At 68.9% G+C, this 22,360-nt stretch carries 18 protein-coding genes; 11 read left to right on the forward strand and 7 right to left on the reverse strand.

Features of this window, described 5'->3' with window-relative positions; translation table 11 throughout:
* Positions 1-438: 438 nt before the first annotated feature.
* The 3 genes from D7V77_RS26740 to D7V77_RS26750 all read left to right on the forward strand — a co-directional run bounded on the left by D7V77_RS26740 (position 439) and on the right by D7V77_RS26750 (position 5,944).
* Positions 439-3,222 carry a serine/threonine-protein kinase gene (locus D7V77_RS26740; RefSeq protein WP_120579135.1) on the forward strand — a complete coding sequence of 928 codons (2,784 nt, stop codon included), beginning with the start codon at positions 439-441 and terminating at the stop codon, positions 3,220-3,222.
* A 116-nt stretch (positions 3,223-3,338) separates the two neighbouring features.
* Complete coding sequence (locus D7V77_RS26745; protein ID WP_120579151.1) at positions 3,339-4,709, forward strand: KamA family radical SAM protein; 1,371 nt, start codon at positions 3,339-3,341, stop codon at positions 4,707-4,709.
* The gene (locus D7V77_RS26750) at positions 4,709-5,944 is read left to right on the forward strand and encodes a KamA family radical SAM protein (protein WP_120579136.1); all 1,236 of its coding nucleotides are present in this window, start codon (positions 4,709-4,711) and stop codon (positions 5,942-5,944) included. Before D7V77_RS26745 ends, D7V77_RS26750 begins: the two co-directional genes overlap by 1 nt.
* 30 nt (positions 5,945-5,974) lie before the next feature.
* Here D7V77_RS26750 and D7V77_RS26755 read toward each other — a convergent pair whose 3' ends face one another.
* From D7V77_RS26755 to D7V77_RS26765, 3 genes are all read right to left on the reverse strand, one after another.
* A complete protein-coding gene (locus D7V77_RS26755; RefSeq protein ID WP_120579137.1) occupies positions 5,975-6,550 on the reverse strand; it encodes a hypothetical protein in 576 nt (191 codons plus the stop codon).
* 63 nt (positions 6,551-6,613) lie between these two features.
* Positions 6,614-6,949 carry a hypothetical protein gene (locus D7V77_RS26760; RefSeq protein ID WP_233597251.1) on the reverse strand — a complete coding sequence of 112 codons (336 nt, stop codon included), beginning with the start codon at positions 6,947-6,949 and terminating at the stop codon, positions 6,614-6,616.
* Positions 6,950-6,987: 38 nt separating this feature from the next.
* Positions 6,988-7,536 carry a hypothetical protein gene (locus tag D7V77_RS26765; protein WP_120579139.1) on the reverse strand — a complete coding sequence of 183 codons (549 nt, stop codon included), beginning with the start codon at positions 7,534-7,536 and terminating at the stop codon, positions 6,988-6,990.
* Positions 7,537-7,650: 114 nt separating this feature from the next.
* On the opposite strand from D7V77_RS26765, the gene D7V77_RS26770 reads away from it, so the two are divergent.
* From D7V77_RS26770 to recJ, 7 genes are all read left to right on the forward strand, one after another.
* Positions 7,651-8,757, forward strand: coding sequence for a SpoIID/LytB domain-containing protein (locus D7V77_RS26770; RefSeq protein WP_120579140.1), 1,107 nt, complete (start codon positions 7,651-7,653; stop codon positions 8,755-8,757).
* A gap of 51 nt (positions 8,758-8,808) precedes the next feature.
* The gene (gene queA, locus D7V77_RS26775; RefSeq protein ID WP_120579141.1) at positions 8,809-9,897 is read left to right on the forward strand and encodes a tRNA preQ1(34) S-adenosylmethionine ribosyltransferase-isomerase QueA; all 1,089 of its coding nucleotides are present in this window, start codon (positions 8,809-8,811) and stop codon (positions 9,895-9,897) included.
* A 5-nt stretch (positions 9,898-9,902) separates the two neighbouring features.
* Entirely contained in the window at positions 9,903-11,090 is a 1,188-nt protein-coding gene (gene tgt, locus D7V77_RS26780) for a tRNA guanosine(34) transglycosylase Tgt (protein ID WP_120579142.1), read from the forward strand.
* A gap of 151 nt (positions 11,091-11,241) precedes the next feature.
* A complete protein-coding gene (gene yajC, locus D7V77_RS26785; RefSeq protein WP_120558798.1) occupies positions 11,242-11,592 on the forward strand; it encodes a preprotein translocase subunit YajC in 351 nt (116 codons plus the stop codon).
* The gene (gene secD, locus D7V77_RS26790) at positions 11,592-13,364 is read left to right on the forward strand and encodes a protein translocase subunit SecD (RefSeq protein ID WP_120579143.1); all 1,773 of its coding nucleotides are present in this window, start codon (positions 11,592-11,594) and stop codon (positions 13,362-13,364) included. The genes yajC and secD overlap by 1 nt, the downstream gene beginning before the upstream one ends.
* A 30-nt stretch (positions 13,365-13,394) precedes the next feature.
* Positions 13,395-14,564: a protein translocase subunit SecF gene (gene secF / locus D7V77_RS26795; RefSeq protein ID WP_120579144.1), complete on the forward strand. Its 1,170-nt coding sequence runs from the start codon at positions 13,395-13,397 to the stop codon at positions 14,562-14,564.
* A 239-nt stretch (positions 14,565-14,803) separates the two neighbouring features.
* Positions 14,804-16,519 (forward strand): single-stranded-DNA-specific exonuclease RecJ, encoded by a 1,716-nt coding sequence (gene recJ, locus D7V77_RS26800; protein ID WP_120579145.1) that lies wholly within the window; start codon positions 14,804-14,806, stop codon positions 16,517-16,519.
* Positions 16,520-16,543: 24 nt separating this feature from the next.
* Here recJ and D7V77_RS26805 read toward each other — a convergent pair whose 3' ends face one another.
* From D7V77_RS26805 to D7V77_RS26820, 4 genes are all read right to left on the reverse strand, one after another.
* The gene (locus D7V77_RS26805) at positions 16,544-16,783 is read right to left on the reverse strand and encodes a YHS domain-containing protein (RefSeq protein WP_120579146.1); all 240 of its coding nucleotides are present in this window, start codon (positions 16,781-16,783) and stop codon (positions 16,544-16,546) included.
* A 199-nt stretch (positions 16,784-16,982) separates the two neighbouring features.
* Positions 16,983-17,753: a hypothetical protein gene (locus D7V77_RS26810; protein WP_120579147.1), complete on the reverse strand. Its 771-nt coding sequence runs from the start codon at positions 17,751-17,753 to the stop codon at positions 16,983-16,985.
* A gap of 11 nt (positions 17,754-17,764) precedes the next feature.
* A complete protein-coding gene (locus D7V77_RS26815; protein WP_120579148.1) occupies positions 17,765-19,060 on the reverse strand; it encodes a hypothetical protein in 1,296 nt (431 codons plus the stop codon).
* Positions 19,061-19,083: 23 nt separating this feature from the next.
* Positions 19,084-20,184 carry a hypothetical protein gene (locus tag D7V77_RS26820; RefSeq protein WP_120579149.1) on the reverse strand — a complete coding sequence of 367 codons (1,101 nt, stop codon included), beginning with the start codon at positions 20,182-20,184 and terminating at the stop codon, positions 19,084-19,086.
* A gap of 190 nt (positions 20,185-20,374) precedes the next feature.
* On the opposite strand from D7V77_RS26820, the gene aspS reads away from it, so the two are divergent.
* Positions 20,375-22,192, forward strand: a complete 1,818-nt coding sequence (gene aspS / locus D7V77_RS26825; RefSeq protein WP_120579150.1) for an aspartate--tRNA ligase — start codon at positions 20,375-20,377, stop codon at positions 22,190-22,192.
* Positions 22,193-22,360: the final 168 nt, after the last annotated feature.

Raw genomic sequence — 22,360 nt, forward strand, 5'->3', positions numbered from 1 at the left:
GAAGTTAAGCCCTCCAGAGCCGATGGTACTCCGCGGGAAACCGCGTGGGAGAGTAGGTCGCTGCCGGATTCTTTTTGAAAGCCCCTGGTGCCGCAAGGCGCCAGGGGCTTTGTCTTTGCGGGCTTGTGTCACGGGCCGCCGCACCTGGCTTGAGCGCTGAGACGCGCTCGCCAGGGGTTCCTGGTGCCCGTGCGCGTGGCTCGATTTTGCCCGGCGTGTGCCGCAGCCTGCGCTCGCGGTAGGCGATTCTGGAGTGACGCGGGATGGCAGGTGGGTCAGTTTTGGAGCGAGGGGAGGCCAAGTTCTCGGATTCGTTGGGGAATCACGTCATCTTGGATGTTTGACCGCCGTTCTCACTGGATCTAGAGTCACTGCTCCCCCCGGTCTGCGCACCGCCTGCCGCGGTTCGTACTCGCCGGCGCCGGGCAGCCCCGCGAGATGAAGAAGCCGACCTTCTTTGGGAAGTACCTGCTCCTTGAGCGCGTCAACGTCGGCGGTATGGCCGAGGTCTTCATCGCGAAGGCTTTTGGCGTCGAAGGCTTTGAGCGCATCCTAGCCATCAAGAAGATCCTTCCGACGATGGCGGAGGATGACGAGTTCATCACGATGTTCATCGACGAGGCGCGGATCAGCGTTCAGCTGAACCACGCCAACATCGTGCACATCCACGAGCTCGGGAAGCACGAGGAGACGTACTTCATCGCCATGGAGTACGTGGCGGGCCGTGATGTCCGCACGCTCCTGGAGCGCTACCGTCGTCGCAAGGAGATCATGCCCACCGCACAGGCGGTGTTCATCGTCTCCAAGATGTGTGAGGGCCTGGACTACGCGCACCGCAAGAAGGACGCGCGCGGCCAGGACCTCCACATCATCCACCGCGACGTCTCTCCGCAGAACATCCTCGTCTCGTACGAAGGCGAGGTGAAGATCATCGACTTTGGCATCGCCAAGGCCGCCAACCGTTCGCAGAAGACGCAGGCCGGCATCCTCAAGGGGAAGTTCGGCTACATGAGCCCGGAGCAGGTCCGGGGCATGCCCATCGACCGGCGCAGCGACATCTTCGCGGTCGGCGTACTGCTCTACGAGATGCTCACGGGCGAGAAGCTCTTCGTGGGCGAGTCCGACTTCTCCACGCTGGAGAAGGTGCGCAACGCGGACATCCCGCTGCCGCGCGAGTTCAACCCGAACATCTCCGCGGGTCTGGAGAAGGTCGTCCTCAAGGCGCTCGCGCGCGAGCCCGAGGACCGCTACCAGTGGGCTTCGGACCTCCAGGAGGACCTGATGCGCTTCCTCCTCGCGGGGGACGCCATCTACTCGTCGAAGCACCTGTCCGGCTTCATGAAGGAGGCCTTCGCCGAGGACATGCTCCGCGAGGCGGAGAAGATGGAGCGCTATGCCTCCGTTGAGCGCCCGGACCAGATCGAGCACTCGGGTGTGACGCTGCCTCCTCCCGTGGCCGCGCCCCCCCGCGCGACCTCCCAGAAGAGGTCGCCAGCGCCTTCGGCCACCGGTTCTCCGGTGGGTCGCGCCTCCACTGCGCCCGCACAGCCCGCGCCTGGCTACATCCCGCCGCCCAGCGCTGAAGAGCTGGCGGAGATGGATGGCGCCGCGGACAAGACGCAGATTGTCGACTCCACGCACACGTTCCGCGCCCCGGAGACGCGGATCGCGGACAGCAGCGTCGTCGTGGACGACAGCATCACCGGCCGTTCGGAGAACCCCATCGACCGGGCCGGGCACCACACGAGCGCGTCTCCCTACGCCCAGGACGAAGGAAGAGGCGGCAAGGGCAAGAGCGGTCCCAAGTCCCAGGTCATCATCGGGGACGAGGGCGGAGAAGCCTACGCGGGGGCGACCATGATTGGTCCGGCTCCGACGGCGCCGCCTTCGCGCTCCCGCGGTGGCTCGGCGGCTCCCGTGCTGGATCCCGAGGAAGAGGAGACCACGGGCAACATCACCGTCCCGGTGGGCTCCCGCCACAACGGCCTGCGCGCTCAGGCGGCCGAGGAAGACCCGGACGGCGCCTACGACGACCAGGGCGACGAGTACGAGGGTGACGGCCAGGAGGACTACGGCGACGAAGGGCAGGACTCGGAAGAGCCGCCCTACGACGATGAGGCCGACGGTCCGGCGACCATCCCCCAGAAGGCTTCCAAGATGGCGAAGCCGGCCCCGGCCGCCAAGGTCCAGAAGGCCAAGGCGCCCGCTGGACCGAAGAAGCCTCTGCCCAAGCCCGCCATCATCGGCATGGCCGCGGGCGCGGCCCTGCTGCTCCTGGTCGCGGTGATTTTCGTGGTCCGCGGCTCGTCCACGGGCTCCGTGAACTTCGTCGCGCCCGTGGGTGCCACCGTCCTCGTGGACGGTGAGGCCGTGAACGCCAACCAGGTCATCGAGCTGTCCGCGGGCATCCACAACGTGACCGCCTCGGCTCCGGGCTATCAGCCCGTGACGCAGCAGATCGAGGTCACCGCCGGACAGGCGGCGGCCCCCATCCTCCTCAGCCTGAAGGCGGCGGATGCTCCGACTCCGAAGCCTCCAGAACCCAAGCCTCCAGAGATCAAGGATCCGCCGCCTGCTACGCCGCCGGTGGTGGTGGACAATACGCCGCCCACGACGCCGGAGACGCCCCCGGAGAAGCCCGTCGAGCCTCCCGCGCCGAAGACGTTCACCGCCCTGTTCGAAGGGCAGGAGGGCGCGGAGATCACCGTCGACGGCAAGTCGCTGGGCAAGCTGCCCGGCGCGAAGCTCGGCGACCTGGAGATGGGCAAGAAGTACACGTTCACGGCGAAGCGCGCGGGCTTCAAGCCGTTCTCCGGCGACTTCACGTCCAGCGGGGACACCGAGGTGCGCGTCGCCGTGGACATGGTGGAGGAAGCGCCACCGCCCGAGCCCAAGCCGAAGCCCCCGCCTCCGGAGCCGAAGCCCAAGCCTCCTCCTGTGGCCGTGACGCCGACCCCGAAGCCTCCTCCGGAGCCGAAGCCGAAGCCCGCCGCTGCCGCGATGGGCAAGTTCGCCTGCAGCACGTCGCCGACGGGCGCTCAAATCTGGGTGGATGGGAAGAACACGGGTCGCTTGAGCCCCGTGACGCTGGGCAATCCGCTTTCACTGCCGGTGGGCAAGCACAAGGTCGTCTTCAAGCTCAACGGCAAGTCGACCAAGCCCCAGGTGGTGGTCGTCGAGGCGGAGGGCGTGGCCAAGCTCATCAACGTCCCGGTGAATTGAACGGACGCACTGCGCCATGGGGCATCTTGTGCCCCTGGCGATTGTTGAGCAGGGATGTCAGGGGGCAGGCTATGACGCCTCGCCCACGACGCTCCTTACGTTGAGGTGATGTGTTCATGAGCACGACGTCCACTCGAGGCAAGCCCGACGCTGGCCCCGCGCAGCAGCCTTTCACCTATCCTCTTCGCCAGGAGTTCGTGGAGCCCGACTGGCGGCGCATCCCGGGCTACAAGGACGTCACCGCGGCGGAGTGGGAGAGCTCGGTGTGGCAGCGCAAGCACACCGTGAAGAACCTGCGCGAGCTGCGGGCGACGCTCGGGGCGCTGCTGCCGGACGACCTGGCCGCGAGCATGGAGTTGGACCAGAAGGAGCGGGCGACGATGTCCATCCTCGTCCCGCCCCAGATGCTCAACACCATGAACCTGGAGGACCTGTGGAACGACCCGGTCCGCAAGTACATGTTGCCGGCGCTCGCCGACCGCCGCACGGACTGGGCCAACCACCCGCGCGCCAGCCGTGACAGCCTCCACGAGGCGGACATGTGGGTCGTCGAGGGCCTGACGCACCGCTATCCGACGAAGGTGCTGGCGGAGATGCTGCCCACGTGCCCGCAGTACTGCGGCCACTGCACGCGCATGGACCTGGTGGGCAACGACGTCCCGCAGGTGTCCAAGCACAAGTTCGCGACGGGGCAGAAGGAGCGCTACGAGCAGATGCTGGACTATCTGCGCCGCACGCCCACCGTGCGCGACGTGGTGGTGTCCGGCGGCGACATCGCGAACCTGCCCATCCAGGCGCTGGAGCCGTTCGTCAGCGCGCTGATGGACATCCCGAACATCCGCGACATCCGCCTGGCGTCCAAGGGCCTCATGGCGCTGCCGCAGCACTTCCTCCAGGACAACGTCCTGGCCGGCCTGGACCGGTTGGCGAAGAAGGCCGTGGAGCGCGGCGTGGACCTGGCGATGCACACGCACGTGAACCACGCGCAGCAGCTCACGCCGCTGGTGGGCAAGGCGGTGCGCAAGCTGCTCGACATGGGCTTCCGCGACGTGCGCAACCAGGGCGTGCTCTTGCGCGGCGTGAACGACAGCCCGAAGGCGCTGCTGGACCTGTGCTTCACGCTGCTCGACCACGCGAAGATCCTGCCGTACTACTTCTACATGTGCGACATGATCCCCAACAGCGAGCACTGGCGGCTGTCGGTGGCGCAGGCGCAGAAGCTCCAGCACGACATCATGGGCTACATGCCGGGCTTCGCCACGCCGCGCATCGTCTGTGACGTGCCGTTCGTGGGGAAGCGGTGGATCCACCAGGTGGCGGAGTATGACCGCGAGCGCGGCATCTCCTACTGGACCAAGAACTACCGCACCAGCGTGGAAGCGAACGACGCCGACGCACTTGATCGGAAGTACGAGTACTTCGATCCCATCGACACGCTGCCGGAGTCCGGCCAGGCGTGGTGGCGGGATCAGCCCAAGGCGGCGTAATGGATTCCTCCGTGGGCGCCATCGCGCCCCAGTCGTCCCCCCGTCCCTCGCTCAGTGCCGAGGGGCGGGCCCGGTTGTTTCCCTCCGTGATCGACGCGGAGTGGACGGACTGGCGCTGGCAGCAGCGTCACTCGGTGCGCAACCTGGAGCAACTGGAGCGCTACGTGCGCCTGACCCCGGATGAGCGCGCCGGGGTGCAGGAGACGTCCTCGCTGTTCCGGATGGGCATCAGCCCTTACTACCTGTCCCTCATCGATCCGGAGCACGCGTTGTGCCCCGTGCGCATGCAGTCCATTCCGGTGCGCGCGGAGGCCCGGGTGCGGCCTGGGGAACTTGAGGATCCGCTCGGCGAGGACAAGACGCGCCCGGAGGAGTGCATCGTCCACAAGTATCCGGACCGGGTGCTGTTCCTGGCCCTGGATACGTGTTCGGTCTACTGCCGCCATTGCACGCGGCGGCGCATCACCAAGGGCGGTGAGGCGGAGCTCACCAAGGACCAGATGCGCCGGGGCATCGACTACGTGCGCAACCACCCCGAGGTGCGCGACGTGCTCATCTCCGGGGGCGACCCGTTCCTGCTGAGCGAGGAGCGGCTGGAGTCGCTGCTCGCGCCGCTGAGCGAGATTCCGCACGTGGAGATGATCCGCATCGGGACGCGGGTGCCGGTGGTGCTGCCCATGCGTGTCACGGACTCGCTGGCGCGCCTGCTGCGCCGCTACGCGCCCGTCTACGTCATCACCCACTTCAACCACCCCAAGGAAGTGACGCCGGAAGCGCGCGAGGCGTGCGAGCGGCTGGTGGACCATGGCGTGCCGGTGGAGAACCAGGCGGTGCTGATGCGTCAGCTCAACTCGGATGCGCGCATCATCAAGGAGCTGTCGCACGTGCTCCTGCGCAGCCGCGTGCGCCCGTACTACCTGCACCAGATGGACGTCGCGGAAGGCTGCGAGCACCTGCGCACGCCCATCGCCAAGGGGCTGGAGATCCTCCAGCAGCTTCGCGGGCACACCAGCGGGCTCGCGGTGCCGCACCTCGCGGTGGACCTGCCGGGTGGGGGAGGGAAGGTCACCCTCCAGCCCGACTACGTCATCGAGCGCGGCGAGCGGGAGACCCTGTTCCGCAACTACAAGGGCCAGACGTACGCGTACCCGGAGCCGGAGCAGACGGACTGCTCCTGCCCGTACGATGAGGTGTGGCAGGCGCGGTCGCGGGAGCTGGGCTTCCGAGGCCGCTGAGGGCCCCGGAGGATGCCGGCCGCCGCGGGGCTACTTGCGGCGCTTGGCGGACTTCCGGCTCATGCCCTTCGCCGTGCCGGCGCTGTCGCCAAGCTCCACGGTCGGCGCACCCGCTGTGCTGTCCAGGCTGCCGTCGACGTCGACGGAGGGCTCCGCGCCGTCCGCGGACTCCATCTCCACGGGGTCCGAGTCGCTGAAGCCCTGCTGGATGTGGACCTCGCCGTCGCCCTTGCGCTTCTTCGCCTCGGCTTCCTTCTCGGCCTTGGCCTTGTCGTCGAGCCGCTTGGCCTCGTTGGCGACGCGCTGATTGTCCTCGGGTTTCATCCGGGCCGTGAAGCTGGCGAACTCCTTCGCGGAGACGCCGTGCTTCTCCATGACCTTGGCGGATTCCTTCTGCTGGTCGCGGATGGCCTGGCCTCGCTCGGCGTTGCTCATCTCCGAGGGCTTCCGGTTGCCGTGCTCCTCGTTCACCTTCGCCTGGGCCGCGAACTCATCGCGCTGGATGGCCGCCACCTTCTCCGGCGTCAGGCCTTCCTCCTCCGCGAGGGCAGGGGGCGCCAGGACGAGCGACGAGGCAGCGAGCATCAACGAGAGACGGGTGGTCATGGGGAAGCTCCTCAATCCGACCCATCATAGGCACGGAGTCAGAGCCAGCGCATGGCCGGTTCTTCAGGGCGCCTGACACCGCGTGCAGCCGTCGTTCGCGCCCGCGCACTGCTCGCGGGCCCTGGCGCAGCGCGGCGGGAGGTCGTCCCGGTCCCCCTGTTGCTCCACGAGGCCGCAGAGCTCCTTCGCCGTGGCGCACGTCCGTGTGGAGACGTCGCACTGCTCGGCGCAGGTCAGGTCGTCACCCTGCTCGCGGGCGCGGAGCTCGTCGAGGCGTGCCTCGATGCCGTCGATGGTCGCGTCGTCGTCTCCGGCCACCCGGGTGTCCACGTGCTTCGCGCAGCCTGCCAGCGCGATTCCCGCGATGAGGAGGGCCAGCCATGACCGGATCGCTCGCATGGGCCTACCCATACGCGCCCGCTCGTGGCTGCGTCCAGTCAGCGGCGTTCCGGGGAGCGCATGCGGCGCTCGGGGCGGGGCTCCGGTTCAGGGGGACGGCTCCAGTAGAGCCAGGCCGTCAGGGCCAGGAGCGCGGCCACGGCCAGCCTCCTCAGCCATTCCTCCCGCGCTCGTCCGGGCGAGTTCGCGTCGGCCTGGGCGGCCTTGTCCAACGCGGCTTCCACTTCCGGCCCCAGGGCATGCATCCGCCTGCACAGCCAGGCCACGGGCGCGAGCGGCACCGGCACGGGCGCGGTGTCCTTCTCCACGGCCATGGCCAGCATGCGCTCCCAGGCGGTGGCTTCCTCCGGGCTCTCCGGGGACCTCGCGGGCTGGCCCAGTTGACGGGCCAGGGCCACCGCCGAGCGGAGCAGCAGCACCGAGAAGGCGTCGCTTGAAATCCCGTACCAGGCCGCGCACTCCGCCTGGGGGCGGCGCTCCACGAGCCGGCGGACCAACACGGCGGCCGTGCGGGGCTCCAGCGCGCGGAGGGCCTCGGAGAGGGCCTCGGGGGACAGGCGGGCGACGTCGGGGACGGAGGCAGTCACTGGGCCCCATTCTGCGGCATCCGCCTGGGGTTTTCGCGGGCTCCTACCGGGGAGAGGTCCTGGCGCCCGGCCGATTTCTTGAGGCGGATCGCTCCGCCCCTAGACTGTTGGACCATGTTGCAACGTGTGGCACTGCTGCTGCTCCTGCTCGCGTCATCGCGGGCGTTCGCCGTGGAGACGATGCGCATTGCCATGGACGACCCCGGCGACGAGGTCCGCGTGAGCGGCCGGGGCCTGGGCTTCGGCCCGGATGCCGAGGACGGCACCTTCGCCGCCGTCACCTCGGGCCAGGCCACCGTGCGCCGCCGCAACGGCAAGCTGGAGGTCAACGGTGCTCCCGTCATCGGGGATGCCATCCGCTTCCGTGGCGGCCTGGAGGCCACCGACGCGGGCGGTCCCGGCAACGAACCCCTGAAGGCGGGCAGTGCGCAGGTGCGCGGCGACGTCGTCGTGCGCGTCTTCAAGAACAGCCTCCAGCTCATCAACGTCATCCCCCTGGAGGACTATCTCGCGGCGGTGCTCGGCAGCGAGATGCCCGTGTCCTTCCCCCTGGAGGCCCTCAAGGCCCAGGCCGTGGCCGCGCGGACGTACGCGCTGCAGAAGAAGCTGGACGCGTATGGCGCCGCCTTCCACATGGGCAGCAGCGTGCTCCACCAGGTGTATGGCGGCGTGAACCGCGAGGACGCCAAGACTCGCGCCGCCGTGGAGGCCACCCGGGGTGAGGTGCTCACGTACGACCTGGCCCCCATCGAGGCGTACTTCCATGCCTCCTGCGGCGGGCGCACCGAGTCCGGGCAGGACGCCCTCCAGCGGAACCTGCCGTACCTGCAGCCCGTTGACTGCCCCTGCGGCAAGCTGCCTGCCAGCCGCTGGACCGCGACCCTCTCCGAGGCGGAGCTGCGCGGCGCGCTGAAGGCCACACCGGGCGGCATGCGCGTCACCGGCCGCACGCCCACGCACCGGGTGACCCGCGTGACGATGTCGGATGGCACCGCGGTGGACGGCGTGTCGTTCCGCCGCAAGCTGGGCTACACGCGCCTCAAGAGCCTGGACTTCGACGTGGAAGCCTCCGGCAAGAACTACGTGTTCACCGGACGTGGCTTCGGCCACGGGGCGGGGCTGTGCCAGTGGGGCGCCAAGGCCCTCGCCGACCAGGGCAAGGCGTACCGGGAAATCCTTTCCCACTACTACCCGGGCGCCGAGTTCCAGCAGCTCTACTGACGCCCTCGCCGGTTCCGTGAGGGCGCGGGGGCTGCTACAAGCGCCAACCCCGTGTCGTCCCTCCTCTCCGACTACGATTTCGAGCTCCCCGAGGCGCAGATCGCCCAGGCCCCGCTGCCCAACAGGGACGCGTCGCGCCTGATGGTCGTCAGCCGCGCCACCGGCGCCTGGAGCCACCAGCGCTTCACCGACCTCGCGGACCTGCTGCGTGAAGGTGACCTGCTCGTCCTCAACGACGCGCGCGTCATCCCGGCGCGCCTGCTGGGCCAGAAGAGCGGCACCGGCGGCCGTGTGGAGCTGCTGGTCGTCCGCCCCGCCGCCACGGCCACGCTCACCTCCGCCGCGCTCGGTGGGGCTCCTGAGTCGCTCGAGTGGGTCTGCCTGGGCCAGGCGTCCAAGGGGCTCAAGCCCGGCCAGTCCGTCACCTTCGCCGGGGGCCTGTCCGCCGAAGTCCTGGAGGCCCTGGGGGGAGGGGAGTACCGGGTGCGCTTCCATGCGGCGCCGGGCGCCTCGCTCGCCAGCCTCCTGGACGCGGCGGGCCGGCTGCCCCTGCCTCCGTACATCACCCGTGAGCCCGAGGCCGCGGACGCCGAGCGCTACCAGACCGTGTACGCCCGCGCGTCCGGCGCCGTGGCCGCGCCCACCGCCGGCCTGCACTTCACCGAGGACGTCTTCGCGAAGCTCGCGGCGAAGGGCGTGCGGCGCGTGGAGGTGACGCTCGATGTGGGGCCCGGCACCTTCCTCCCCGTGCGCGAGGAGGTGCTGGACAAGCACCACATGCACCCGGAGCGCTTCACCGTGCCGGAGGCCACCGCCGCCGCCGTGAACGCCGCGAAGGCGGAGGGGCGCCGCGTGGTCGCCGTGGGCACCACCGTGGTGCGCACGCTGGAGTCCGCCACCGACCCGGACACGGGCAGGCTGCGCGTGGGCCCCGGCGAGACGGCGATGTTCATCCGGCCCGGCTATGCCTTCCGCCAGGTGGACGTGCTCCTCACGAACTTCCACCTGCCGCGCTCCACGCTGGTGATGCTGGTGAGCGCGCTCCTGGGCCGGGAGCGCACGCTCGCCGCGTACCAGGAGGCCGTGCGCGCGGGCTACCGGTTCTTCAGTTACGGCGATGCCATGTTGGTGAAGGAGTGAGTGCCGTGGTCGACGAGCAGCGCAAGGAGAAGGGCGATACCCGCGTGCCCCCGGGGCTGGTGCGCTTCGAGCTGTTGCACGAGGACGCCAGCGGCACCAAGGCGCGCCGCGGCCGGCTGAACACGCCGCATGGCCCCATTGAAACGCCCATCTTCATGCCCGTGGGCACCGTGGGCAGCGTCAAGGGCGTGGGCCCGGACGACCTGAAGACCCTGGATGCGCAGATCATCCTGGGCAACACCTACCACCTGATGCTCCGCCCCGGAGAGCCGCTCGTCGGGGAGATGGGCGGCCTGCACCGCTTCATCTCCTGGGACCGGCCCATGCTCACCGACAGCGGCGGCTTCCAGGTGTTCAGCCTGTCGGAGAAGCGCAAGATCACCGAGGAGGGCGCCGCCTTCCAGTCGCACCTGGACGGCTCGCGGCACTTCCTGTCGCCGGAGCGCTCCATCGAAATCCAGGAGACGCTGGGCGCGGACGTCATCATGGCGTTCGACGAGTGCCCTCCGTCCACCGAGGACCGCGCCTACCTGGAGAAGTCCCTGGCGCGCACCACGCGCTGGCTGCACCGGTGCGTGAAGGCGTGGGGCCGCGAGCGCTCGTCGCTGTTCGGCATCGTACAGGGCGGCCTCCATGAAGACCTGCGCAAGCGCCACGCGGAGGAGATCTGCGCGGTGGACCTGCCCGGCTACGCCCTGGGGGGCTACTCCGTGGGCGAGGCGCCGGAGGCCATGCACGCGGGCGTGGCCTACTCGGCGCCGCTGCTTCCCCGGGACAAGCCGCGCTACCTGATGGGCGTGGGCACGCCGCTGGACCTGGTGACGTGCGTGGAGCACGGCGTGGACATGTTCGACTGCGTGCTGCCTACACGGTGCGCTCGCAACGGCCTGCTCTTCACCTCGGAGGGCAAGCTGGTCATCCGCAACGCGGCCTACGCCAAGGACCCCCGGCCGGTGGACCCGGCGTGCTCCTGCTACACCTGCCGCACGTTCAGCCGGTCCTACCTGCGGCACCTGTTCGCGGCGGGAGAAATCCTGGCGATGCGGCTCAACACGCTGCACAACCTTCACTACTTCCTGGACCTGATGGCCCAGGTGCGCCGCGCCATCGCCGAGGACCGCTTCGCCACGTTCGCCCGGGACTTCCGGGCCAAGGCCGTGGCGCAGGAGGCCGAACGCAAAGGTGGTCGGTGAGCGGGCAAAGGGATTGCCGCGCTTCCGGCGTTCACTTGCTCACATGGGGCGCCCTTGCTAAGAGGCCACCCTTTCGGATGTTTTGACCCCACCCGTACGCCGGGTCGGGGCCGGTTTCCCGAGTCCTCCCTTCCAAACGACGAGGCAGTTCGTGGCTGACAGTTTCCTGATTCTCGCGCAGGCCGGGGCCGGTTCCCCCCTGGGGACCTTCGGCTTCCTCGCCGTGCTGGTGGCCATCATGTACTTCGTGATGATCCGCCCCCAGCAGAAGCAGCTCAAGGAGCACCGCAACCTGCTCGCGGGGCTGAAGAAGGGGGATGACGTCGTGACGTCCGGCGGCATCCTCGGACGCATCCACCAGGTGGACGACTCCACCGTGACGCTGGAGATCGCCAGCGGAGTGCGCGTGCGCGTGCTCAAGACGGCTGTCAGTGCGAAGGGAACCGTTCCGGTGGCGGGCGCCCCGGCGGCTGCCCCCGCTGAGAAGAAGGAGGAGAAGTAATGGACCGCGGCTGGTGGTGGAAGTTCGGAATGATCGTCGCGGTGACGCTGGGAACGATCTGGTTCCTCGTCCCGACGTACTACTCGCTGGTGGTCCTGGACCGCAACGAGCGCAACAACATCGCCGTGCTGGAGCAGCGGCTGCCCGCGTGGGCGCCCCCCGCGAAGTACCGCCTCAACCTGGGGCTGGACCTGCAGGGCGGCATCCACATGGTGATGCGGGTGGACACCAAGACGGCCCTGCAGAAGCGCACCGAGCGCCGCGGGACGCAGATCGCCACCTACGTCAACGACAAGAAGCTGGGTGAGGTGACGGCGGACACGGACCCGGAGCGGCTGCAGCTGGTGCTGACCGCGAAGGACCCGGGCACCATGGACGCCATCCAGAAGGAAGTGCTCGCCACCTTCACCGACTTCACCGTGGAGTCCCGCAACGGCGGCACGCTGGTGCTCAAGCCGGACGAGGGCCAGGTGAACCGCTTCCGCGACGAGGCCGTGGACCAGGCGATGCTCGTCATCCGCCGCCGCATCGACAAGTGGGGCGTGGCGGAAGTGGACGTGCGCAAGCTGGGCACGGACTCCATCCAGATTTCGCTGCCCGGCCGCAGCAACCCGGAGCAGGCCAAGGAGCTGGTGGGCACCACCGCGCAGCTGGAGTTCCGGATGGTGGACGACACCAACCCCCAGGTGTTCGCGCAGATGTACCAGCAGAACCCGCCCCCCGCGGAGAGCAAGATCACCCTGGTGGAGGACGAGGGCTTCCCTCAGCTGTCCTCGCCCAACCGCGAGGCCCTGCTGGCGTACGCGAAGGACAAGACGCCGGAGGGCCGCGACGTCGTCACCGAGTGCGTGGCGAACCCGGTGAAGAAGAACGACTGCATCGCGTACCGCAGCTACCTGCTGGACAAGAACGTTCCGCTCACCGGTGAGAGCCTGGCGGGCGCGGACGCGTCCGTCAGCCAGATGAACGAGCCGGAGGTGAACATCGCGTTCGACCCGGCCGGTTCGCGCGAGTTCGAGAAGCTGACCGAGGCCGCCGTGGGCCGCCGGATGGCCATCGTGCTGGACGACAACGTGCACACCGCCCCGCGCATCAACGAGAAGATCGGCGGCGGCCGCGCGCGCATCACCATGGGCCGCGCCAGCGGGCGCAGCTTCGAGGAGTGGCTGGGCGAGGCGCAGACGCTGGCGCTGGTGCTCAAGGCCGGTGCGCTGCCCGCGCCGGTGACGGTGGGCGAAATCCGTCAGGTGGGCGCGACGCTGGGGGACGAGCTCATCAAGAAGGGCAGCCTGGCCGCGCTGGTGGGCCTGGCGCTCGTCGTCGTCTTCATGGCGGTCTACTACCGCAAGTCCGGCCTCATCGCGGACGTGGCGCTGCTGCTCAACGGCCTGCTCATCCTGGCCGGCCTGGCGTTCTTCAACGCCACGCTGACGCTGCCGGGCATCGCGGGCTTCGTGCTCACGCTGGGCATCGCGGTGGACGCGAACGTGCTCATCAACGAGCGCATCCGCGAGGAGCTTTCAAACGGCAAGTCCGCGCGCGCCGCGGTGGACCAGGGCTACGACCGCGCCTTCTGGACCATCTTCGACGCGCACGTGACGACGCTCATCGCGGGCTTCATCCTGTTCTTCACGGGAACGGGTCCGGTCCGCGGCTTCGCCACCACGCTCATCGTGGGCCTGCTGGCGTCGCTGTTCACGTCCATCGTCGTGACGCGCGTCATCACGACCTACTTCGTCCACGGCCGTAACGCGCAGTCGGTGTCCGTCTAACGGGCCTCCAGCGCCTTCGGGAAATCCGCCATGCAGATTCTCAAGCACAAGACGAACATCGACTTCATCAGCAAGCGCAAGCCGGCGCTCTTCATCTCCACCCTCATCAACCTGGCCATCATCGTCGGCATCGCCGCGGTGGGGTTCAACTTCGGCGTGGACTTCGCCGGCGGCACGGTGGTGGAGCTGAAGTACAACACGCCCACCACGGCCGAGCAGGTCCGTGAGAAGGCCCAGGCCGGCGGTCTGCACGACGTCAGCGTCCAGGGCGTGGGCGCGGCCGAGGAGAACTCCTTCCTCCTGCGCATGGGCGGCGTCACGCAGCTCACGGAGGAGAACGCCGAGCGCGCGAAGACGGCCATCCAGGGCCTGGGCGAGACGCGCAACGTCTACGCCGACATGGCGAACGGCATCGTGAACTTCCGCTCCGCGCAGCCCATGTCCGCGGAGGCGGTGAAGAAGGCCGTGCAGGACGGCGCGGGCATCGGTGTGCAGGAGGTGCGCGACCTGGGCGCGAACCAGGGCGGCACCGGCTATGACTACCAGGTCGTCGCGAGCGGCATGGCGGACAAGGTGTTCACCGCGCTGAGCGCGGGCCTGGACAAGCCGAACTTCGAGCAGCGCCGCGTCGACTACGTGGGTCCGCAGGTGGGCAAGCAGCTGCGCAACCGCGGCATCATGGCGCTGGTGTACTCGATGGTCGCCATCCTCATCTACGTGGCGTTCCGCTTCGACTTCAAGTTCGGCCCGGGCGCGCTGCTGGCCATGCTCCACGACGTGGTGATGGTGGCGGGCTACTACCTGGTGAGCCGGCGCGAGTTCAACCTCACGTCCATCGCCGCGCTGCTCACCATCGTGGGCTACTCGGTGAACGACACCATCGTCATCTACGACCGCATCCGTGAGGACATGGTGAAGTACAAGGGCAAGCCGCTGCCGGAGATCATCAACATCGCCGTCAACGACACGCTGGGCCGCACCATCCTCACCTCCGGCGTGACGGCGCTGTCGCTCATCGGTCTGCTCATCTTCGGCGTGGGCGAAATCTTCGACTTCGCCATGGCGATGCTGGTGGGCATCCTCGTGGGCACCTACTCGTCCGTGTACATCGCCAGCCCGCTGGTCATCTGGCTGGACGAGCGCGCGCACGCCCGCGAGGGCCACTCCGGTGGCGCCAAGCAGGAGCCGAAGACGGCCTGAGCTGTCTGACGGCTTGAAGCGACGAGGGCCCTCCTTCCCATGTGGAAGCGAGGGCCCTTCGCTTTTTCAGAAGCGCGCGCCCAGCGTCAGCGACGCGTCCCTCGCGGCACCGCGCACTCGCCGTGCAGGTTGGGGGCAGGAAGGCAGGCGAGCGCGCGTCTGAACAGACGTGCAGGAGGGTGGTGTGAGTGGGCGGGTTGGACTGCCTTGGTCGGACGTCTGAGGTACTGTCCTTCGCCATGCGGTGGTTGCTTCCAGATGTCGTCGAGCAGGAGGTCGGTTCGCTCGCGGGTGAACTGTCGCTGCACCCGTTGGCGGCGAGGGTGTTGCTCCACCGGGGCTACCGCACGCCGGAGGCGGCGTCGGCCTTCCTGTCGGACCGGCTGGCGGACCTGCCGGACCCGTTCCGGATGAAGGGCATGGGCCCCGCGGTGGAGCGCGTGCTGCGCGCGGTGCGGCTCAAGGAGAAGGTGACGCTCTACGGGGACTACGACGTGGACGGCGTGTCCTCCACGTCGCTCATGTACCTGTTCCTCAAGGAGCTGGGCGCCACGCCCTCCACGTACATCCCGCACCGGCTGGACGAAGGCTACGGCCTCAACCTGGGCGCGGTGGAGCGCATCGCGCAGGACGGCACGCGCCTGCTGGTGACGCTGGACTGCGGCATCACCTCCGTGGCGGAGATTGCCCGCGCGAAGGAGCTGGGCCTGGAGGTCGTGGTGGTGGACCACCACACGGTGCCGCCCACGCTGCCGCCCGCCACCGCGGTGCTCAACCCGCACCAGCCCGGCTGCGAGTACCCCACCAAGGTGCTGTGCGCCGCGGGCGTGGCCTTCAACCTCTGCATGGGCCTGCGCAAGCGGCTGCGCGACGACGGCTTCTTCGCCACGCGCAAGGAGCCCAACCTCAAGGCGCTGATGGACCTGGTGGCGCTGGCCACCGTGGCGGACGTGGTGCCGCTCACCGGCGCCAACCGCATCCTCGTGGCGCACGGCCTCCAGGAGCTGTCCCAGGGCCGCCGCCCCGGCATCCGCGCGCTGAAGGAGGTGGCCGGCCTGGAGCCGGACGCCACCGTCACCGCGGGGCAGGTGGGCTTCCGCCTGGGGCCCCGCATCAACGCCGCGGGCCGCCTGCATGACGCGTCGCTGGGCCTGCAGCTGCTCTGCGCGGACTCCGTGGAGACGGCGCGCTCGCTGGCGCAGGTGTTGGATCGCGCGAACGCGGAGCGGCAGGGCATCGAGAGCGGCATCCTCACGCAGGCGCTGGCGCAGGCGGAGGAGCACAAGGACTCGCGCGGGCTGGTGCTCTACGACGAGGGCTGGCACCCGGGCGTCATCGGCATCGTCGCGTCGCGCGTGGTGGAGCGCTACCACCGGCCCACGGTGATGGTGGGCGTGAAGGACGGGGTGGGGAAGGGCTCGGCGCGCAGCATCGAGGCGTTCCACCTGTACGACGCGCTCACCGGGTGCTCGGACCTGCTCATGCGCTACGGCGGGCACAAGCACGCCGCCGGCCTCACCATCGACGCGAAGCAGCTGCCCGCATTCCGCGAGGCCTTCGCGAAGATTGCCCTCCAGCGGCTGACGCCGGAGGACATGATTCCGCGCTGCCGCGTGGACGCGGTGGTGAACCCTCGCGACCTGGACGCGACGGCCGTGGAGTCGCTGCAGAAGCTGGGGCCCTTCGGTCAGGGCAACCCGGAGCCGGTGCTGGTGCTGCGCGGCCAGCAGGCCCGGCCTCGCGTGCTGCCCGCGAAGTCCGGGGTGCCTGGCGCGGGGCACCTGAAGCTGGCGCTCGTGGACGCTCCGGAGCTGGATGCCATTGGCTTCGGCATGGCGGACCGCGTGTCGCTGGTGGAGGGGCCGGTGGACCTGGCCTTCCAGGCCGGCTTCGACACCTTCCGCGGCCAGCGCAAGCTGTCCCTGCGCCTCAAGGACGTGCGTCAGGCCGCCTGACGCCGTCCGAGGTTCCTGCCCGCGCTACGCGAGCCCCCAGCGCACCCGGCCCGGCGACATCAGCGCGCCGGCCCGCGCCAGCTCGTTGAGGCGGAAGCGCTCCGCCTGCCGCTCGAAGGCGGTGCGGCAGCCCTCCGAGCAGAAGAAGTACCGGCGCTTCTTGTACTCCGACGAGGGATGGTCCTCCGGCGCCTCCAGGTGCCTGCCGCACACCGGATCCCAGTGCCGGGTGTTGCCCTGCCCGTGTTCCTGTTCGCCGTTCATCTTCCACCTCCAGCCCGACGCCCCTGACTCCCCCAACCGGCGCGAATGTAAGCAGGGGGCATGCCAGGGGTCCATCTCCTTGGAATACCAAGCAGGGGGCCGTGCCCGCGGGCGCGAGGGAGGGGAAAAGTTCAGCCCCCGCCACCGCTTCCCAGGTGGGAAGGGCGCGGGGGCCGAGGGGACAAAAAAGGGCGGTGCTTCAGAAGCCGATACCGACGCTGCCGCCCAGGAAGAAGTCGTTCGCATAGCCGCGGCGTAGCCCCGTGGCCTCAATGCGGAACATGAATCGCGCGCTACGGCCAGGGCGGCCACGGATACCCAAGCCGTACTGGAGGACGGGCTTGAGTCCGTTCACCTGGGTCTCGTCCTCACCCACGCTGATGCTGGTGTTCTGGTAGGCGAGTCCGCCGCCAGCCTGAACGAAGAATCCGAAGTCCGACTCTCCGAAGCGGAACACCCAAGCAGGCGCGAGCGTGAAGTAGTGAAGCCGCGTGACCCCCTTGATGAAATCCGTGCCGTCACTGAGGCTGCCGTATATCCAGCGCAGGTCGGCGATGAAGCCTTGGCGCCACATCTCGTTCTCCGTCTTGAGCGTGCGACCAAACTCATACGTGGCTCGCACGCCCAGGGCGGGCTTGTTGTCGGAGAAGTTGCCTCGAGCGCTGTCCACCATCAACAGACCGCCCACCAGCTCCACCGCGACGCCCAGGCTTGGGTCGTCCAAGCGGGCCATGCTCTGGAAGCCGTCGTCATTCTCTCGCTCGGAGGCCTCGCGGAACTCGTCCGTTTCGTCCACCAGCTTGCGGCGGCGATCGTAGGCGTCGTCGTCTTCCTTCTGGGCCTTCTCCTGGGCGCGTTCGGCTTCCTGCTCCGGGTAGGCGTAGGGGTCGTCGTCATCCGCGCTCTGGGCGAACGCGACAGGGGTGAAGAGCAGGCTGCCGGCGAGGCAGGCCTTGAGCCAGGTGTTCAAGGGAGCGGGCCTCACTGGAAGATGCTGGGGCAGGTGGTGCCGCCCGCGGCGCTGGCCGGGCAGAGGTTGGCGCCGATGAGGAGCTCGCGCGGGATCTGCAGGTGGTCCATGAACTCGTTGCAGACGGCCTTGCGCAGATCCAGGTCGGAGATGTGCGAGATGATGGCGGCGGCGGGGACGGCCAGCGAGAACTGGGACTGATCCCCCAGCACCAGCTGCGTGTACTGGTAGATGCCCGGCTTCGCGGGGTCCGTGTCGTAGTACGCGGAGACGATGTCGCGCTGCAGCTGGGCCTCCTGGCCGGTGGAGCGGCCCGCCTGGTAGAGCGCGGTCGCCAGCAGCGTGCCCACCTGGTACTCGGCGCCGTCGGAGGAGAAGGTGCCCACGTCCTGCTGCTGCACGCGGGCGTACAGGAGCGCGCTCATGCAGCGGTCCCCGCGCGACAGATCTCTCGCGTCCGTCACCCCGGCGAAGGGGCCGCCGTCGAACGAGGTCGACATGAAGCGGGGGTCACACCCGCTGACGCTGCGGCAGGTGGCGCCGTAGGCGTGGTAGTCCGCCAGGCCCTCGTCGAAGGACTTGAGCACGTTGGCGCCCTGGCTGGGGTTCCCCGCGGACCAGTTGGACAACGCCACGGGCAGGGACTGCCCGGCGTACGCCAGCCGGTTGAACACCAGGTGCGAATACTCGTGCGCCATCACCGCCGCGTTGAGGGGCAGCGGGGCGCGCTGGATCTGATCGAACGGCAGCACCATGAAGGACTGGAGCACCGGATAGAAGATGGCGTTGTCGCGCGCCGGCTCCTTGCTCACCTGCGCCTGGATGAACTCAGGGAAGTAGTAGAGCGTCGGCGTGGGCTCGAAGGAGACGACCTTCACGTTGGCGACGGTGCGGAAGTACTCGTTGGCGCGCTCGAGGTTGTAATACGAGGTCACCATGTTCCAGGAGTGGAAGTCCGCGGGCCAGAGGACGTCATCGCCCGTCTTCTCGTCCTTCTGGCTGATGTAGCTGGCCTTCACGTCGTGGCCGGACTTCTTGAGCAGCACCTCCGCGACGTTGTCCGCGGTGGCGTTCTGGAGCGCGGGGTCGTTCACGTCGATGACGATGCGCGCACCGCCCTGGAGGTCGCCGACGGTGCCCTTCAGGCCGACGACGTCCTCGATGGTGGTGAGTTCGACCTGCGTGGGGACGTACTGGCCATTGCTGGAGCGGGACAGGACGGAGACCTTCACGGGGGCCTCGCTGTCCGGCGCGCAGCCCGTGGCCAGGGCCAGCCCGACGGCGGCGGTGGTGACTGTTCGGAGCATGACGCCGTTTTACTCCGGACCGCTCAGAACGTGTATTCCCCTCCGAGTGTGAGCAGGCCGGAGGTGTCCACGGGGAGGTCCACCGGCACGTCCCGCTGGAGGGCCACGGAGGCCCACAGCCGCACCGCGTCGCCCAGGCGGACCGTCCACCGGGTGGCCACCACGTGGGCCACGCCCTCACCCGGCACGTACCGGGTGAAGGCGTAGGACAGCTGGCCCCGGAGGGCGGGGGTGAGGCGCCAGGAGAGGGACGGCCTCAGGTCCCAGCGGACCGGGGCGGAGGGGAAGCCGGTGGTGGCGTTGACCTCGCCCAGGCGCCGCGCCACGGCCGCGCCCAGGTCGCGCAGCTGGCGGCGGCGCAGTCCCGCCAGGGCCTTGCGGGCGGCCACCCGGCTTTCGAGCTGGGCCTCCAACTGGTTCGTCTCCGCGTCGGTGAACTGGCCCGCGGTGAGCGGGTCCTCGCTGTAGAAGGCAAGAGCCCCGCGCAGCCCCAGCTCCCACTGGCCCTTCCAGAGGAGCCGCGCCCCCAGCGTGGGGCGGGCCGACCAGAGGATGTCCTCCTGGGCGTAGCGCTCCGTGGCGGCGCCGTCGGAGACGGTGAGCAGCTGGCGGCGCAGCGGGTTGCGGCTGACGCCCACGCCCGCGTCCAGGCCGTACTCCCAGGTGCCGAAGCCCGCCGAGTCCCAGGCCGCGCCCAGCTGCACCGCCTGGCTGCCGGAGCCCGTCCGGGCGGTGAGGCCGGGGACGTTGAGGCGGGGGCGCTCCTGGGTCAGCTCCGTGTCCGAGGCCTTGGACAGGCCCAGGCTGACGACGCCGGAGAGGAGCCAGTGTTCGCCCGCCAGGTGGTCCATGCCCAGGGAGAGTTGATGGGTGGCCGCGGTGCCGGATTCCGGACGCACGCCGGTGTAGCCCAGCGTGACGAAGGTCGCTTCCCCTACGCCCACGTCGCCCAAGAGGCTCCACAGGGCATAGCCGTGGCCGCCGCTCGCCTCGAGCGTGACGGAGCTGTCCGCCACTTCCGCCCCTGCGCTTCGTGCCCCCAACAGCGCGAGCAGCACCCACCCCGCGCGCATGCACGGGGGCATGCCCTTGGGCCGGCGGTGGGTGTCCAGGTCCCCCTGCATGGGGGCTTCAACCCGCGATTCAATTCCCGGTTGCGGGGACGTGCGCGCCTGCCTGCTCATGCGCCCGTCTTCCGAGGGAGATGACGGTGAAAACACGGGGGCTTTCGGGCCATGGATTCCTTGACGCGTCGTTTCCACGATCCGCTATGGTGCCCGGCCTTCCTTCCCGAACCAAACGCAGGCGGTCTCCATGGCGGTCCCGTTCATTTCAGAGGTCAAGCGTACCCACACGTGCGGTCAGCTCACGGCCGCGAACGTTGGCGAAGAAGTGGTCCTCTTCGGCTGGGTGCACAATCGCCGCGACCACGGTGGCGCGGTGTTCATCGACCTGCGGGACCGCGAAGGGCTCACCCAGGTGGTGTTCGAGCCGGACAGCAAGGAGGCCCATGAGACGGCCGGCCACCTGCGCCTGGAGTACTGCGTCGGCATCAAGGGCAAGGTGCTGTCGCGCGGCAAGAACGTGAACCCGAAGATGAAGACGGGTGAGATCGAGGTGAAGGCCTCGGACCTGACCATCTTCAACCGCTCGGAGCCCACGCCGTTCCTCATCGAGGACAACGTGGAGACGTCCGAGGAGAAGCGCCTGGCGCACCGCTACCTGGACCTGCGCCGCGGGCCGCTCCAGAAGACGCTGATGACGCGCTCCAAGATGAACACGCTGGCGCGCTCGTACATGGCGGGCAACGGCTTCCTGGAGCTGGAGACGCCCTTCATGGGCAAGTACACGCCGGGCGGCGCGCGTAACTTCCTGGTCCCCAGCCGCCTGAACCCGGGCAAGTTCTACGCGCTGGCGGAGAGCCCGCAGCTGTACAAGCAGCTGTTCATGGTCGCGGGCTTCGACCGGTACTTCCAGATCGTGAAGTGCTTCCGCGACGAAGACCTGCGCGTGGACCGGCAGCCGGAGTTCACGCAGATCGACGTGGAGATGAGCTTCGTCACCCAGGACGACATCTTCACCATCATCGAGGGTCTGCTGAAGAAGCTGTGGGGCGAGGTGCTGGGCATCGACATCCCGACGCCCTTCATGCGCATGGACTTCTACGAGTCCATGGCGAAGTACGGCAACGACAAGCCGGACCTGCGCTTCGGGCTGGAGCACGTGGTGCTCACGGACGTCATCCGCGAGCACGGCGCGGCCGGTGGCGTGCCCATGATGTGGGACGCGGTTCAGGACAAGGGCATCGTCAAGGCGATGGTCGTCCCGGCGGAGAAGGCGCTGTCCCGCGCGGAGAGCGACAAGCTGGAGGACTTCGCGAAGCAGGCGGGCGCCAAGGGCCTGGCGCGCGCGAAGGTGGGCGAGGGCGGTGAGTGGACCCAGTCCCCGCTGTCCAAGACGATTACGCCGGCGCTGCGGCAGGCCATCAACCAGGCCGTGAACGCGAAGACGGGCGACCTCATCCTGTTCCAGTTCGGCCGCGAGTCGCTGGTGCACACGGTGATGGCGAACCTGCGCGTGCACGTGGCGAAGAAGCTGGGGCTCATCCCCGAGTACGGCAGCGGCGGCCAGTGGAAGTTCCTCTGGGTCGTGAACCCGCCCCTCTTCGAGTACGACGAGGAGACGAACACCTGGGCGGCGGCGCACCACGCCTTCACCCGTCCGCACGACGAGGACGTGCAGTACCTGGGGACCGACCCGGGCCGCGTGAAGTGCCACCGCTACGACGTGGTGCTCAACGGCTTCGAGATTGGCGGCGGCTCCATCCGCCTGCATGACCCGAAGGTGCAGAGCGAGGTGTTCAAGGCGCTGGGCATCCAGGAGGAGGAGGCGCGCGTGAAGTTCGGCTTCCTGCTGGACGCGCTCAAGTTCGGCGCGCCCCCGCACGGCGGCATCGCGCTGGGCATGGACCGCCTGGTGATGCTGCTCACCGGCGCGGAGTCCCTGCGCGACGTGATTCCGTTCCCCAAGACGAAGACGGGCACGGACACGATGACGGGCGCTCCCGGCGACGTGGACGAGAAGCAGCTGCGCGAGCTGCACGTGCGCTCGGTGCCGCTGCCGCAGAAGTAGTCAGTCACGTCCCGCCGGGAGGTAGACACTCCCGGCGCGCTGCTTTCGTTGCTCGCCGCACCCCGGGCCGTTCGAAGGGCCCGGGGCAGTGGCTGGAAGCCGACGGACAGCCCCCCGGCACGGCTGGACATCCCGGTGGCCGTGGCCATTGGGGACCCGTGGCGTGCG

The organism is Corallococcus sp. CA041A, from assembly GCF_003612075.1.
Taxonomy (GTDB): Bacteria; Myxococcota; Myxococcia; order Myxococcales; family Myxococcaceae; genus Corallococcus; species Corallococcus exiguus.